At 68.7% G+C, this 14,641-nt stretch carries 17 protein-coding genes; 11 read left to right on the top strand and 6 right to left on the bottom strand.

Annotation, left to right across the window (positions count from 1 at the left end; all coding sequences use genetic code 11):
* The first annotated feature begins 44 nt into the window (after positions 1-44).
* Both V7026_RS08810 and V7026_RS08805 read left to right on the top strand, forming a co-directional pair.
* Positions 45-1,172 carry an aminoglycoside phosphotransferase family protein gene (locus tag V7026_RS08810; RefSeq protein ID WP_334155016.1) on the top strand — a complete coding sequence of 376 codons (1,128 nt, stop codon included), beginning with the start codon at positions 45-47 and terminating at the stop codon, positions 1,170-1,172.
* Positions 1,173-1,179: 7 nt separating this feature from the next.
* On the top strand, positions 1,180-1,956 hold the full coding sequence (locus V7026_RS08805) for a 16S rRNA (uracil(1498)-N(3))-methyltransferase (protein ID WP_334155015.1): 777 nt from the start codon (positions 1,180-1,182) through the stop codon (positions 1,954-1,956).
* Here the strand turns inward: V7026_RS08805 and V7026_RS08800 are convergent.
* Positions 1,920-2,405, bottom strand: a complete 486-nt coding sequence (locus tag V7026_RS08800) for an NUDIX hydrolase (protein ID WP_334155014.1) — start codon at positions 2,403-2,405, stop codon at positions 1,920-1,922. The two genes, V7026_RS08805 and V7026_RS08800, sit on opposite strands and share 37 nt — an antisense overlap.
* A 260-nt stretch (positions 2,406-2,665) precedes the next feature.
* On the opposite strand from V7026_RS08800, the gene V7026_RS08795 reads away from it, so the two are divergent.
* The 5 genes from V7026_RS08795 (at position 2,666) to V7026_RS08775 (ending at position 8,309) form a co-directional block, all read left to right on the top strand.
* Positions 2,666-3,814, top strand: coding sequence for a Re/Si-specific NAD(P)(+) transhydrogenase subunit alpha (locus tag V7026_RS08795; RefSeq protein ID WP_334155013.1), 1,149 nt, complete (start codon positions 2,666-2,668; stop codon positions 3,812-3,814).
* Between the two features lie 35 nt (positions 3,815-3,849).
* The gene (locus V7026_RS08790; RefSeq protein ID WP_334155012.1) at positions 3,850-4,188 is read left to right on the top strand and encodes an NAD(P) transhydrogenase subunit alpha; all 339 of its coding nucleotides are present in this window, start codon (positions 3,850-3,852) and stop codon (positions 4,186-4,188) included.
* A complete protein-coding gene (locus tag V7026_RS08785) occupies positions 4,185-5,621 on the top strand; it encodes an NAD(P)(+) transhydrogenase (Re/Si-specific) subunit beta (protein ID WP_068607888.1) in 1,437 nt (478 codons plus the stop codon). The genes V7026_RS08790 and V7026_RS08785 overlap by 4 nt, the downstream gene beginning before the upstream one ends.
* Positions 5,622-5,847: 226 nt before the next feature.
* The gene (locus V7026_RS08780) at positions 5,848-7,536 is read left to right on the top strand and encodes a long-chain-fatty-acid--CoA ligase (RefSeq protein ID WP_334155010.1); all 1,689 of its coding nucleotides are present in this window, start codon (positions 5,848-5,850) and stop codon (positions 7,534-7,536) included.
* Between the two features lie 20 nt (positions 7,537-7,556).
* Positions 7,557-8,309, top strand: coding sequence for a 5'-methylthioadenosine/adenosylhomocysteine nucleosidase (locus V7026_RS08775; RefSeq protein ID WP_334155009.1), 753 nt, complete (start codon positions 7,557-7,559; stop codon positions 8,307-8,309).
* Between the two features lie 50 nt (positions 8,310-8,359).
* Here the strand turns inward: V7026_RS08775 and V7026_RS08770 are convergent, their stop codons facing one another.
* The 4 genes from V7026_RS08770 to corA form a co-directional block, all read right to left on the bottom strand.
* The gene (locus V7026_RS08770) at positions 8,360-9,076 is read right to left on the bottom strand and encodes a GGDEF domain-containing protein (RefSeq protein WP_334155008.1); all 717 of its coding nucleotides are present in this window, start codon (positions 9,074-9,076) and stop codon (positions 8,360-8,362) included.
* A 6-nt stretch (positions 9,077-9,082) separates the two neighbouring features.
* Complete coding sequence (locus V7026_RS08765; RefSeq protein WP_334155007.1) at positions 9,083-9,709, bottom strand: PAS domain-containing protein; 627 nt, start codon at positions 9,707-9,709, stop codon at positions 9,083-9,085.
* 155 nt (positions 9,710-9,864) lie between these two features.
* Complete coding sequence (locus V7026_RS08760) at positions 9,865-10,161, bottom strand: allophanate hydrolase-related protein (RefSeq protein WP_334155006.1); 297 nt, start codon at positions 10,159-10,161, stop codon at positions 9,865-9,867.
* A 4-nt stretch (positions 10,162-10,165) separates the two neighbouring features.
* On the bottom strand, positions 10,166-11,152 hold the full coding sequence (gene corA / locus V7026_RS08755) for a magnesium/cobalt transporter CorA (RefSeq protein ID WP_334155005.1): 987 nt from the start codon (positions 11,150-11,152) through the stop codon (positions 10,166-10,168).
* A 358-nt stretch (positions 11,153-11,510) separates the two neighbouring features.
* On the opposite strand from corA, the gene hpf reads away from it, so the two are divergent.
* From hpf to hprK, 3 genes are all read left to right on the top strand, one after another.
* Entirely contained in the window at positions 11,511-11,843 is a 333-nt protein-coding gene (hpf, locus tag V7026_RS08750; protein WP_068607832.1) for a ribosome hibernation-promoting factor, HPF/YfiA family, read from the top strand.
* 132 nt (positions 11,844-11,975) lie between these two features.
* Positions 11,976-12,446, top strand: a complete 471-nt coding sequence (locus V7026_RS08745) for a PTS sugar transporter subunit IIA (protein WP_334155004.1) — start codon at positions 11,976-11,978, stop codon at positions 12,444-12,446.
* 37 nt (positions 12,447-12,483) lie between these two features.
* Positions 12,484-13,434, top strand: coding sequence for an HPr(Ser) kinase/phosphatase (hprK, locus tag V7026_RS08740; RefSeq protein WP_334155003.1), 951 nt, complete (start codon positions 12,484-12,486; stop codon positions 13,432-13,434).
* Positions 13,435-13,463: 29 nt separating this feature from the next.
* Here the strand turns inward: hprK and fur are convergent, their stop codons facing one another.
* Positions 13,464-13,904, bottom strand: a complete 441-nt coding sequence (gene fur / locus V7026_RS08735) for a ferric iron uptake transcriptional regulator (protein WP_334155002.1) — start codon at positions 13,902-13,904, stop codon at positions 13,464-13,466.
* Between the two features lie 130 nt (positions 13,905-14,034).
* Here fur and V7026_RS08730 point away from each other — a divergent pair, with 130 nt between their 5' ends.
* Entirely contained in the window at positions 14,035-14,616 is a 582-nt protein-coding gene (locus tag V7026_RS08730) for an outer membrane protein assembly factor BamE (protein ID WP_334155001.1), read from the top strand.
* Positions 14,617-14,641 lie beyond the last annotated feature (25 nt).

Genomic DNA, 14,641 nt, shown 5'->3' with positions numbered 1-14,641 from the left:
CGGGGCGGTCGGCGGTGGCGTTCGTAGAATGCCGTCGATTATCCATGAGCACCCCTGACCCCACCCCCACCCCGCCCCTCGTCTGGCCCGATTCGGCACGCGCCGCCGCCTTCGAGCGCTGGCTGGCGCGCGTGGCCCCCGCGCACGGCCTGCGCCCCGAGACGCTGCGCCTGGCCAGCGCCGACGCGAGCTTTCGCCGCTACTTCCGCCTCGACGTCGACGCCGCGCACGGCGGCGGCACGCGCATCGTCATGGACGCCCCGCCGGCGCACGAGGACAGCCGCCCGTTCGTGCGCGTCGCCGGCCTGATGCGCGAGGCCGGCGTGTGCGTGCCGCAGGTGTTGGACTGGGACGAGGCCGGCGGCTTTCTGCTGCTGACGGATCTGGGCACGCAGACGCTGCTGCAGGCGCTGGATCCGCAGCAGCCCGACGCCGCGCTGCCGTACTTCAAGGACGCGATGGCCGCGCTGGTGGCGTGGCAGCGCGCCAGCCGCCCCGGCGTGCTGCCGCCGTACGACGAGGCGCTGCTGCGGCGCGAGCTGGCGCTGTTTCCCGACTGGTACCTGGCGCGCCACAAGGGCATCACGCTGTCGGACGCGCAGCGCCGCACGCTCGAGGCGGCCTTCGACCTGATCGTGCAGCGCGTGCTGGCGCAGCCCACCGTGTGGGTGCACCGCGACTACATGCCGCGCAACCTGATGCTGCCCGCCGGCGGCTTCGACCCCGCGCGGCCCGAGGGGCGGCTGGGCGTGCTGGACTTTCAGGACGCCGTGCACGGCCCGCTGACGTACGACATCGCCAGCCTCATGCGCGACGCCTTCCTCAGCTGGGACGAGGAGGTGGTGCTCGACGTCACCATCCGCTACTGGGAGGCGGCGCGCCGGGCCAGCCTGTTGGACGCCGACGGCTGGGCGCAGGACTTCGGGGCGTTTTACCGTGCGGTGGAGTGGATGGGGCTGCAGCGCCACCTGAAGGTGGCCGGCATCTTCGCGCGGCTGACGCTGCGCGACGGCAAGCCGACGTACCTGGCCGATGCGCCGCGCTTCATCGCCTACATTCGCCACACCGCGGCGCGCTACCGCGAGCTCAAACCCCTGCTGCAGCTGATCGACGCGGTGGAGGGCATCGAGACCCCGGTGGCCTATGCTTTCGGCCGTCCGGGCATGAGCTGACGACCCCATGGCCGCCCCCCCGCGCATCCACCTGCCGCAGCCGCTTCAGGCCGGCCAGACGCTGGCGCTGCCGGCGGAGGCGGCCCGCCACGTGCAGGTGCTGCGGCTGCAGCCGGGCGACGCCCTGACGCTGTTCGGCGACCCGGCGCGCGGCGGCGAGTGGCGCGCGCGGGTGCAGGCGATGGGCCGGCGCGATGTCACGGTGGCGGTGGAGGCGCATGCGGCCGTGGAGCGCGAGCCGGCGCGCGCGGTGCACCTGGCGGTGGGCATGCCCGCCAACGAGCGCATGGACTGGCTGGTCGAGAAGGCCACCGAACTCGGCGTGGCCAGCGTCCAGCCGCTGCTGACCGCCCGCACGGTGCTGCGGCTGGACGGCGAGCGCGCGGCGCGCAAGGTGGCGCACTGGCAGGCGGTGGCCGTGGCCGCGTGCGAGCAGTGCGGCGGCAACCGCGTCCCGCTGGTGCATCCGGTGCGGCCGCTGGCGGACTGGCTGGCCGACCCGGCGCGCGCGGCGCTCGGCACCGGCGTCTGGCTGTCGCTGGCCACTGGCAGCGTGCCGCTGCCGGCTTGGGGCGCGGCGCACGGCGGCCCGTGCCACGTCGTGCTGGGGCCGGAGGGTGGGCTGACCGACGCGGAGGAGTCGGCGCTGGCGCAGGCGGGCCTGGTGCCGCTGTCGCTGGGCGCGCGCACGCTGCGCAGCGAGACCGCGGCGCTGGCCGCGCTGGTGTGCCTCACGCTGGGCCAGGCTCAGCGTGATGGGGCCCAAACCGATGCGTCGGTGTAAACCGCCTCCAGCGGCAGGCGCCGACCGGCGGCGTGGTCCTCGATGCAGCGCAGCACCAGCGGGCTGCGGTGGCGGGCGCGGCTGGCGCACACCTCCTCCAGCGTCAGCCACAGCGTGCGCACGATACCGTCGTCCAGCGCGCGGCCCGGCTCGGCCTCGCCCAGCGAGCCGGTGAAGGCCAGCCGCAGGTAGGTGATGTCCTCGCCGGTGGCCGGGCGCTGCAAGCGCGACAGGTACACCCCCAGCAGCGCCGTCGGGGTGAAGGGGTGCGCGGTTTCTTCCAGCACCTCGCGCACGCAGGCTTGCACTGGCCCCTCGCCCGGGTCCAGGTGGCCGGCCGGGTTGTTCAGGCGCAATCCCTCGGGTGTGTGCTCCTCCACCATCAGGTAGCGGCCGTCGCGCTCGATGATGGCGGCCACGGTGACGCTCGGTTTCCAGCGTATGCTCATGTCACTATATTATGTGGCGGCGGGCAGATCATCAGGGTAAACCCACCCACGCCCGGACGATGCGATGGGCAGAATCGCAAAACATGAGCCATCACTTATATTTGAGGGGCGGGTAAACCCCATCCGGCAAGTGTCGGCGCGGCGATGGCGACCCGTGGCAAAACCGGGTACCCTGCCGGCGGTGGGCCGGCTTCGGCCCGCACGAAAATGACGATGAGCCGGGCACCGCAGGCGGTGCCCCAACGAGTGAGGAGAACACCATGCGCATAGGCGTGCCTGCCGAGACGGCAGCACTGGAGACCCGGGTAGCCGTCACCCCGGAGACCGCCAAGAAGCTCGTGGCCCAGGGGCATACGGTGCTGGTGCAGGCCGGCGCCGGCGTGGCCTCCAGCGCCCCGGACGAGGCCTATCGCGCCGTCGGCGCCGAGATCGTCGATGCCGCCACGGCGCTGGGGGCCGACCTGGTGTTGAAGGTGCGTGGCCCCTGCGCCGACGAGCTGGCGCAGATGAAGGCCGGCTCGACGCTGGTCGGCATGCTCAACCCGTTCGATGCCGAGGGCCTGCAGCGCCTGGCCGCCGCCGGCCTGACGGCGTTTGCGCTGGAGGCCGCGCCGCGCACCACGCGCGCGCAGAGCATGGACGTGCTGTCCAGCCAGGCCAACATCGCCGGCTACAAGGCCGTGATGCTGGCGGCGAACCACTACCAGCGGCTGTTTCCGATGTTGATGACGGCGGCTGGCACCATCAAGGCCGCGCGCGTCGTCGTGCTGGGCGTGGGGGTGGCGGGTCTGCAGGCCATCGCCACCGCCAAGCGGCTGGGCGCGGTGATCGAGGCCTCCGACGTGCGCCCGGCGGTCAAGGAGCAGGTCGAGTCGCTCGGCGCCAAGTTCATCGACGTGCCGTACGAGACCGACGAGGAGCGCGAGTGCGCGCAGGGTATCGGCGGCTACGCGCGCCCGATGCCGCAGAGCTGGCTCGACCGCCAGAAGGCTGAGGTGGCCAAGCGCGTCGCGCAGGCCGACGTGGTCATCTCCACCGCGCTGATCCCGGGTCGGCCGGCGCCCACCCTCGTCACCGAGGAGATGGTGCGCGGCATGAAGCCCGGCTCGGTGATCGTCGATATTGCCGCCGGTCGCGGCCCGGTCGGACCGCACGGCCAGCCCGGCGGCAACTGCCCGCTGACGGTGCCGGACCAGGTCGTCAGCGCGCACGGCGTGACGATCGTTGGCCACACCAACCTGCCGGCGCTGGTGGCGGCCGACGCCTCGGCGCTGTACGCGCGCAACTTGCTGGACTTCCTGAAGCTGGTCTTGCCTAAGGACGCCACCGCCGTGCAGGTATCCCTGGACGACGACATCGTCGCCGCCTGCCTGATGGCACAAGGTGGCGAGGTCAAGCGCCGCGCCTGAGTGCACCGTCTCCGATCCCTCCGCGAGGTTCCGCCATGGAAGCCGTCTCCCCCCTGCTCGTCAACCTCATCATCTTCGTGCTCGCTATCTACGTGGGCTACCACGTCGTGTGGAACGTCACGCCTGCGCTGCACACGCCGCTCATGGCGGTGACCAACGCCATTTCGGCCATCGTCATCGTCGGTGCGATGCTCGCCGCCGCGCTGACCGAAACCGGCCTGGCCAAGACCATGGGCGTGCTGGCCGTCGCGCTGGCCGCCGTCAATGTGTTCGGTGGCTTTCTGGTGACGCGCCGCATGCTCGAAATGTTCAAGAAGAAGGAGCGCAAGGCCCCGACGGCTGCGGGTTCCTCCGGTGAAGGAGCTGCCCAATGAGCATGAACGTCGTCGTCCTGCTGTATCTGGTGGCCAGCGTCTGCTTCATCCAGGCGCTCAAGGGCCTGAGCCACCCCACCACTTCCATCCGGGGCAACGTCTTCGGCATGGTGGGCATGGGCATTGCCATCGTCACCACCGTGGGCCTGATCACCACCCTGGCCGACCGCATGGCGCTCGACGAGGTCAGCGGCCTGGGCTGGGTCGCGCTCGGTCTGGTGGCCGGAGGCACCATCGGCGCGATCATGGCCAAGCGTGTGGAGATGACCAAGATGCCCGAGCTGGTCGCCTTCATGCACAGCATGATCGGTCTGGCCGCGGTGTGCATCGCCATCGCCGTGGTCACCGAGCCCTGGGCCTTCGACCTGGCGCCCAAGGGCGGGCAAATTCCGTTTGGCAACAAGATCGAGCTGTTCCTCGGCTCGGCCATCGGCGCCATCACCTTCAGCGGCTCGGTCATCGCCTTCGGCAAGCTGTCGGGCAAGTACAAGTTCCGCCTGTTCCAGGGCGCGCCGGTCGTGTTTGCCGGCCAGCACTGGCTCAACCTGGCGCTGGGCGTGGCCGTGATCGCCTTGGGGCTGACGTTTGCCGCCACGGGCGACTGGGCGGCCTTTTACGCACTGACGGCGTTGAGTTTCGTGCTCGGTGTGCTCATCATCATCCCCATCGGCGGGGCCGACATGCCGGTGGTGGTGTCCATGCTCAACAGCTATTCCGGCTGGGCGGCAGCTGGCATCGGTTTTTCGCTGAACAATCCGATGCTCATCATCGCCGGCTCGTTGGTCGGCTCGTCCGGCGCGATCCTGAGCTACATCATGTGCAAGGCGATGAACCGCTCGTTCATCAACGTCATCCTGGGCGGCTTTGGCGGCGACGCTGGCGGCGGTGCCCAGGCGGCGCAGCAGCAGCGCAGTGTCAAGAGCGGCAGCGCCGACGATGCCGCCTTCATCCTGTCCAACGCAGAAACCGTGATCATCGTGCCGGGCTACGGCCTGGCCGTGGCGCGCGCCCAGCATGCCGTCAAGGAGCTGGCCGAGAAGCTCACCCACAAGGGGGTGACGGTCAAGTACGCCATCCATCCGGTGGCGGGCCGCATGCCCGGCCACATGAACGTGCTGCTGGCCGAGGCCGAGGTGCCGTACGACCAGGTGTTCGAGATGGAGGACATCAACGGCGAATTCGGCCAGGCCGACGTGGCCATCATCCTGGGTGCCAACGACGTGGTCAACCCGGCCGCGCTGCAAAAGGGCAGCCCGATCTACGGCATGCCCATCCTCGAGGCCTACAAGGCGCGCACCGTCATCGTCAACAAGCGCTCCATGGCCGCCGGTTATGCCGGTCTGGACAACGAGCTGTTTTACATGGATAAGACGATGATGGTGTTTGGCGACGCCAAAAAGGTCGTGGAGGACATGGTCAAGGCGATCGAGTGACCCGCCCGTTGCCCCGCCTGGCTTCGTGGGCTGGGTGTCTGCGGCCGGTCGCCAGGGCGCGCCGACTGTCGACGGGCCGTCAAATGGAGCGAACGACCGTTCGGAAAAACCCCTAAACCGAGCGCTGTTGAACGGGGTTTCAGGAATAATGTCAGCACCGTCAGCCTGCTGTCAGGCAGATCGGGCGATTCCAGGGCCATTCCCAAAAACCCAGACAGGAGACTGCATGAGCACCGTCACCGCCGCCGACAAGCCATGGCTGAAGCACTATCCCGAGGGCGTGCCCACCGAGATCGACCCCAGCCGTTACCGCTCGCTGGTCGCGCTGATGGAGGAAAGCTTTGCCAAATACGCCGACCGCCCGGCGTACAGCTTTCTGGGCAAAGAGTGGACCTACCGCGAGGTGGACGAGGCCTCGCGCGCCGTGGCGGGCTATCTGCAGAGCCTGGGGCTGCAGCGCGGCGAACGCGTGGCGGTGATGATGCCCAACGTGCCGCAGTACCCGATCGCGGTCGCGGCCATCCTGCGCGCCGGTTATGTGTTGGTCAACGTCAATCCGCTCTACACCGCGCGCGAGCTGGAGCACCAGCTCAAGGACAGCGGGGCGAAGGCGATTTTCATCATCGAAAACTTTGCCCACACCCTGCAGCAGTGCCAGGCCGCCACGCCGGTCCAGCACGTGGTGTTGTGCGCCATGGGCGATTTGCTCGGGGTCAAGGGCTTGATCGTCAACCTGGTAGTGCGCCACGTCAAAAAGCTGGTGCCGCCGTTCCAATCGACGGGGGCGGTGCGCTTCAACCATGCGGTGGCGCGCGGCCGCCGGGCGGGCTTTCGGCCGGCGGAGATCGGCCCCGACGACGTGGCCGTGCTGCAGTACACCGGTGGCACCACCGGGGTCAGCAAAGGCGCGGTGCTGCTGCATCGCAACATCCTGGCCAACGTGTTGCAGTCCGAGGCCTGGAACGACCCGGTGATGAAAAAAATCCCCCCGGGCGAGCAGTCCACGGCGGTTTGCGCGCTGCCGCTCTATCACATCTTCGCCTTCACGGTGAACATGATGTTGAGCATGCGCACCGGGGGCAAGACGATCCTCATCCCCAACCCGCGCGACCTGCCCGCGGTGCTCAAGGAGCTGTCGCGCCACACCTTCCACAGCTTTCCGGCGGTCAACACGCTGTTCAATGCGCTGGTGCACCACCCGCAGTTCGACACCGTCAACTGGCGCAACCTGAAGGTGTCGGTCGGCGGGGGCATGGCGGTGCAGGCGGCGGTGGCCAAGAAGTGGCTGGAGCGCACCGGCTGCCCGATCTGCGAGGGCTATGGCTTGTCCGAAACCAGCCCGTCGGCGAGCTGCAACCCGGTCACCACCACCGAGTTCACGGGCACCATCGGCCTGCCGCTGCCCAGCACCGAGATGAAGTGCATCGACGATGCCGACAATGAAGTGCCGCTGGGCGCGCCCGGCGAGATCGCCATCCGCGGCCCTCAGGTCATGGCCGGCTACTGGCAGCGCCCGGACGAAACCGCCAAGGTCATGACGGCCGACGGGTGGTTCCGCACCGGTGACATCGGCGTCATGGACGAGCGCGGCTACTTCAAGATCGTGGATCGCAAGAAGGACATGATTCTGGTGTCCGGCTTCAATGTCTACCCCAACGAGGTCGAGGACGTGGTCGCGCAGTGCGACGGCGTTCTGGAGTGTGCGGCGGTGGGCATTCCCGACGAACACTCGGGCGAAGCGGTCAAGCTCGTCGTCGTCAAGAAGGACCCGGCGCTGACCGAGGCGCACATCCGCGAATTCTGCGAAGCACGGCTGACCCGCTACAAGCGACCCAAGGTGATCGAGTTTCGTACCGAGCTGCCCAAGACGCCCGTGGGCAAAATTTTGCGGCGAGAATTGCGGGACAAAAAGTAACCTTTCTCGGAGAGCCCGCCATGGCCCGCGTCGCCGTCATCAGTGCCGTTCACGAGGAATTGGCCGAGATCCTGCAGCTCATGCCCGACGAGCGCAAGGTCAGTGTCGCGGGCCGCGAGTTCTGGCAGGGCCATCTGCAGGGCCACGAGGTCGTGGCGGTGCTGTGCGGCATCGGCAAGGTGGCGGCTGCCACCACCGCCACCGTGCTGCACGAGCGGTTTGCGCCCCAACACATCCTGTTCACGGGGGTGGCCGGGGGGCTGGCCCTCGGTGCCGAGGTCGGCGACGTCGTCGTGGGCGCGCGCTATCTGCAGCACGACCTGAGCGCCGCACCGCTGTTTCCGCGCTGGGAGGTGCCCGGCACCGGCAAGATGCATTTCGACGCCGACCTGGTGCTGGCCCAGGTGCTGGAGGAGGCCGCGCGCGACGCGGTCACCTGGCTGCCCAAGCTGGTCAGCGAGGAGACGCTGCGCGCCCTGGGTCTGCACCGGCCCACGGTGCACCGCGGGCTGATCGTCAGTGGCGACCGCTTCATTACCAGCGCGGCCGAGTCCCAGGCCCTGCGCGAGGAGCTGCCCGAGGCCCTGGCGGTGGACATGGAAAGCGCTGCCGTGGCCCAGGTCTGCTGGGACTACGGCACGCCGTTCGCCGCGGTGCGCACGCTGTCCGACCGCGCCGACGACGAGGCGCACGTGGATTTTCAGGCCTTCATGCGCGACGTGGCGCGCCACTACAGCGCGCGCATCGTGCGCAAGGCGCTCAATCTGCTCTGACTAGGCGGGTGCGGATCCCCGGGGGCATGGAGCCGCGCATCGGCGGCCGACTAGCCGTGAGCGCCGGGGGTTTCGCGGCCAAACCAGTGCAACGATAGCCGGCCTTTGCCGGCTCCCTTGGCACGGTACATCAGCGTGTCGGCCGCTGCCAGCAGCGCCGGCAGCGGGTGTTGGCCGCGGAACATCAGCACGCCGACGCTGGCCGAAGGCATGATCCCCGGGACCTCGTGCAGCGGCGCGCGCAGCGTGCGTACGAGCGTGCGCGCCACCCGCTGCGCCACCCGGCGCGCCGTGGCTGCGTCGGGGGAGAGGTCCAGCAGCAGGGCGACGAACTCGTCGCCAGCCAGCCTTCCCAGCGGGTCGGTCTCGCGCACGCAGGCACGCAAGCGCTGCGCCACCACGGCCAGCACCTGGTCGCCGGTTCCGTGACCATGGCGGTCGTTGACGGCCTTGAAATCGTCCAGGTCAATGAACAGCAGCGCGCACCAGGTCGGCTCGCGCGCCTGGCGCAGCAGCACCTGCTCGATGCGATCCAGCAGCAGGCGGCGGTTCGGCAGGCCGGTCAGCGCGTCGTAGAAGGCCAGCTCGCTCAGCTCGGCCTCGCGGCGCTTGAGTTCGGTGATGTCGCGCACGAGCGCGACGAAGCGCGGAGTACGGTCGGCCGCGGCGTCCTTGCGCGCGGCGGACAGCTCGAACCAGCGACGGCCATCCGCCAGATCCAGCGCATAGCGCAAGCCATGCGCCTGCCCCTGCCGCTCGGCCAGCACCAGCGCCTACTCGGTCAATTCTTGGACCGCCGGCGGCAGCAGATCGCGCTGATTGCGACCGACGATCGCATCCGGCGGCACCAGCAACAGCTCGGGCCGTGGCGCGTGCACTTGATGGAAGACGCCATCGCGGTCGATTTCGAACATCAGGTCCGGCAACGCCTTCAGCGTCGCGTCGAGTTCGGCGCGGGCCTCGCGCAACGCCCGTTCGCTGCGCTTGCGCGCGGTGATGTCCTGCGCGATGCCGACGTAGCCTAGGAAGCGGTCTTGCGCGTCAAAACGCGGCAGCCCGCTGATCGCGCACCAGCGCAGCGCGCGCCCGCCCGGGCGCCAGGCTACCTCCAGGCCGCTGAACGGCTGGTGCGCCCACAGGATGCGACGGTGCCGGCGCCACTGCGCCGGCGTGGCCTCGAAGACGGGACCGTCCCACGGCGCGCGGCCGAGCGCCGCGTCCATACCCCCAGCGGGCGGGTGTCCGTCGACGCGGGCCATGCGCGTCAGCCTCAGCTGGGCGTCCATCTCCCATAGCCAGTCGGCCGCCAGCGCCAGCAAGGCCTGTGCCGGCAGTGGCCACGACCAGCCGGCATCCTCGAGGGGCGCTTCGGTGTCGGTGGACAGCGGTCGACGGTGCATGGAGGGGCACTTTCCAAGCCTAGCCTTCCATGCTAGCCTCCGCATCCGTTCAAGGGCATCCCCCATTTGGGGGAAATGGAGTCACTCTGACGCGCGCCATCCGGTTTTTCGGGGCGCAGCTTCACGCGCAGCGTCGGCCTGCGGCAGCTCGTCCATCACGTCGTAGAAGCGGCCAGCCAGGCGCGCCAGCCGCCGCAGGCGGTGATGTCGGCGGCACCCTCGACGCCGGCGGCCTCGCAGACGAAGCCGTTGACCCAGCGGCCGTCATCCAGCGCGACCTTGCCGATGGCCAGCGGCGCGGCCACCAGGTCGACGAAGGAGCCGAAGGCCGTCGCCGGCAGTTCCCATACCTCGCACGCGATACGTTGACCGCCCTCGTGGATCCGCACGAGGCCGGGCCGACGTCCGTCCGGCAGCCCATCGCGTCGGATGACGGCGCCCGGCCTGCTCACCCGCTCACTTGAGCCAGCCGCGCTTGCGGAAGTACAGCATTGGCCCCACGGCGCTGGCCACCATCAGCACCAGCGCGGCCGGGTAGCCCCAGGGCTGGTTCAGCTCGGGCATGTACTGGAAGTTCATGCCGTAGATGCTGGCGATCAGCGTCGGTGGCAGCAGCGCGACCGACGCCACCGAGAAGATCTTGATGATCTTGTTCTGGTTGATGTTGATGAAGCCGATCGTGGCATCCATCAGGAAGTTGATCTTCTCGAACAGGAACGCGGTGTGGCTGTCCAGCGAGTCCAGGTCGCGCAGAATCTGGCGGGCGTCCTCGAACTGCTCGGCCGACAGCATGCGCGAGCGCATCATGAAGCTGACCGCGCGCCGCGTGTCCATCATGTTGCGGCGGATGCGGCCCGACATGTCCTCGTGTCGGGCGATGGCCGCCAGCACCTCGGTCGCGATGTCGTCCGTCACCTGACCGGACAGCACTTTGGTGCTGATGCGCTCCAGGTCCTCGTAAATATCCTCGAGCGTGTCGGCGCAGTACTCCGCGTCGGTGTCGTACAGGCTCAGCAGCACGTCCTTGGCGTCGTCGATCAGGCCCGGCATGCGCCGCGCCCGCAGCCGCAGCAGGCGAAAGACCGGCACGTCCTCGTCGTGGATGGAGAACAGCACCCCGTGGCTTTTGAGGTCCGGATTGCGGTCGTTCAGAATAAAGGCCACCCGCACATGGCGCGGGTCGTCCTCGTCGTCGATGAGGAAGTCCGAGCGCACGTGCAGCTCGCCGTTGTCCTCTTCGAAGAAGCGGGCCGACTCCTCGATGTCGTCGTCGATGGCGTCTTCGGGGATGGACAGGCCGAAGAGCTGCCGCACCCAGCGGCGCTCCTCGGGGGTGGGCGACTCCATGTCGACCCAGATGGGTTTGAAGCGGGCCAGATCCTCCAGGGAATCGATTTCTTCCTGGAACAGGCGGCCGTTGACGAGCGTGAAGACGTTGAGCATGGGGCGCTTCCGACTGGGGGGGTGGGGCGACGATGATCGGGGAGTGCTTTCGATCACCGGCCGCCGGCCCCGGCGCCCCTGCCACACAGGGCGGGCGCAGCCTCAGGACTGGGGCTCCGGCGCCGAAAGCACGCGACTAGGGCTGCTTTCCACGGCGGGAACTCCAACGAAAAAGATGTGGCGTGGATTATCGCACCGCGCGCGCGATGGGGGCGTTGGCGGGGCGCCGGCAGGCCGGAAACCGCGCTTGTCACGCCCGCTTCAAACAGGCATAGTAGAGGCGGTGGGGCGGCCCGCCCGGCCCCGCCGTTCGGCCCTCGGCAGCCGAACCATTCCCCGGAGCGAAAGGAGGCTCTTCATGAACCTGACCATCAGCGGACACCACCTCGACGTCACCCCGGCGCTGCGCAGCTACGTGGCGAGTAAGCTCGAGCGAATCTCGCGCCATTTCGATCAGGTGGTGGACATCCGCGTCCTGCTCACCGTCGACAAAATCAAGGACAAGGATCACCGTCAGAAAGCCGAGTGCAACATCCACGTCAAAGGCAAGGACATTTACGCCGAAAGCACGCACGCCGACCTCTACGCAGCGGTCGATGAGCTGGCCGACAAGCTCGATCGCCAGGTGCTGCGCTACAAGGACAAGGCGCAGGAGCATCACCACCTGCCTCTCAAGCGCGAAGTCGTCTGAGTGTTTTCTGGGCAGCCGCGGCTGTCCCGGCGCAAACCGCTTGGCTGCCGTCAAGCGGTTTGTCGTTTTCGGGCCACGGCAGCGCGGCGGCGATGGGGGCATAATGGCCCCCACGTTTCGAGGCATACCCCGATGAACCGACTCTCTGCGATTCTGCCGCCCCAACACGTGCTCGTGGCCGTCGAGGCCACGAGCAAGAAGCGCGCGTTCGAGGAGGCCGGTCTGCTGTTCGAATCCCTGCACGGCCTCAACCGCGCGCTCGTCACCGACAGCCTGTTCGCCCGCGAGCGCCTGGGCTCCACCGGGTTGGGGCATGGCGTGGCCATCCCGCACGGGCGCATCAAGGGCCTGAAGCAACCCATGGCGGCGGTGTTCCAGCTGGTCCAGCCGATCGGCTTCGACGCGCCGGACGAGCAGCCCGTCAACCTGCTGATCTTTTTGCTCGTGCCCGAGGCGGCCACCCAGAAGCATCTGGAAATCCTGTCCGAAATCGCCGAGCTGTTGAGCGACGCGGCGTTGCGCGAGAAGTTGCGCAGCGCCGACAATGCCGCCACCTTGCACGGCCTGATCGCGGGCTGGCAGTCCGCGCACGCGGCCGCCTGATCGCGCGCGGCGGCCGCGCGCCGCCGGCAAGCCAACCATGAAGCCCAGCGCCGTCAGCGCCGACGTCCTGTTCGAGGACCACCGCGAGACCCTCAAATGGCAGTGGGTCGCGGGGCAGACGGCGTCCGAGCGGTGCTTTCACGACAAGGCGGTGTCCGAAGCCCGCTCGGGCGCCGATTTGGTCGGACACCTCAATTACATCCACCCCTACCGCGCGCAGGTGCTGGGCGTGCGCGAGGTCGCCTATTTGCTCAATTCCACGGCCGAGGACTGCCGTCGCCGTGTCGCGCGCATCGTCACGCTGGAGCCGCCGCTGCTCGTCGTCGCCGACGACCAGACGCCGCCGGCCGAGCTGGTGGCAATGTGCGAGCGCGCGCACATCCCGCTGTTTGCCACTGCGGCGTCGGCGGCGTTCGTGATCGACGTGCTGCGCGCCTACCTGTCGCGCCACTTCGCCGAGCGGGCGACGATGCACGGCGTCTTCATGGACATTCTGGGGCTGGGCGTGTTGATCACCGGCGAATCCGGCCTGGGCAAGAGCGAGCTGGGCCTGGAGCTGATCTCGCGCGGCCATGGCTTGGTGGCCGACGACGCGGTCGATGTCTACCGCGTCAACCAGACCATCGTCGAAGGCCGCTGCCCCGATCTGCTGCAAAACCTGCTCGAAGTGCGCGGCATCGGCCTGCTGGACATCAAAGCCATCTTTGGCGAAACGGCGGTGCGCCGCAAGATGCGGCTGCGCCTGATCGTCCACCTGGTGCGCCAGGCGACGCTAGAGCGCGATTACGAGCGCCTGCCCAGTGAGCCCATCTACCAGGACGTGCTCGGTGTCGCCATCCGCAAGGCCGTCATTCCGGTGGTGGCGGGGCGCAACATCGCCGTGCTGGTCGAGGCCGCCGTGCGCAATGCCATTTTGCAGTTGCGCGGCATCGACACCTACCAGGAATTCGTGCAACGTCAGCGCGCCGCCATGCTGCGCGACGATTGATCGGGGGGAGTCCCGCCCGGGTTGCCCAGTCAGCCCCGCCGTGGCCGGTTGCGGTGGGGGCAATCGGTTCGCTGGCAGTGGGCGTATAGCGACAACGCGTGCTCTTGCAGGGCAAAGCCGCGCTCCTGGGCGATGGCCTGTTGGCGCCGCTCGATTTCGGCGTCGTAGAACTCCTCCACCCGGCCGCAATCCAGGCACACCAAATGGTCGTGGTGCTGGCCTTCGTTGAGCTCGTAGACCGCCTTGCCGGATTCGAAATTGCTGCGCACCAGAATCCCGGCCTGCTCGAACTGCATCAACACCCGGTACACGGTGGCCAGCCCAATGTCGGACTGCTCGTCCAGCAGCACCTTGAAGACGTCCTCGGCCGTCATGTGGCGCTGGCGCCCCGACTGGAAGATCTCCAGGATCTTCAGTCGCGGCAACGTGGCCTTGAGCCCCGTGTTCTTGAGTTCTTCGATGCCGGTCATGCGTGCGAGGGGGGGTGCGGGCGGCCCGGGGCGCGCGCCACTACAATGGGCCCGATGATATAACCTCGCGCCAAGTCCTGCGCGCCCGTGTGCCCATTCGTCCCACGCCATGAAACCTGCCGCCTCCCCGATGCCCTCGACCCCGCGGTGCCTGGTGCGCCGGGCCGTCTGGCTCGCCCCGCTGCTGGCCCTGACCGGCTGCAGCGCCCTGGACGGGGCCGCGTCGCGGCTGTCCACCATCGGCGGTCTGGTCACCCCGTATCGCATGGACATCCTGCAGGGCAACGTGGTCGTGCGGGAGCAGGTGCAAGCCCTGCAGCCCGGCATGACGCGCGAGCAGGTGCAGGCCATCCTTGGCACGCCGCTGGTGGCCAGCGTCTTCCACGCCAACCGCTGGGATTACGTCTTCACCTTCCAGCGCCAGGGCCAGGCCCCGCAGCGCCGCGTGGTCAGCGTGTTCTTCCAAGGCGACCGGCTGGAGCGGGTGCAGGCGGATGAACTGCCCACGGAGGAGGAGTTCGTCTCCTCCCTGGACGTGCGCCGCAAGGCCGCGCAGCCCCCGGTGCTCGAGGCGACCGAGGAGCAACTCAAGGCCTTCGAGGCCAAGGCGCCCGCCCCCCGCGCCGCCAGCCCCGCGCCCGCCGCTAGGGAGCCCGCCTCTGGATCCGCTCCCGCCGTGGCGCCGAGCTATCCGCCGCTCGAGCCGCGCTGAACGCCCCCGCCCGCTGCCATGACCG

Source organism: Tepidimonas sp., assembly GCF_036825565.1.
GTDB lineage: Bacteria > Pseudomonadota > Gammaproteobacteria > Burkholderiales > Burkholderiaceae_C > Tepidimonas.
Note: the sequence above shows the minus strand (reverse complement) of the source record. Positions and strands in the feature narration are given on the sequence as shown.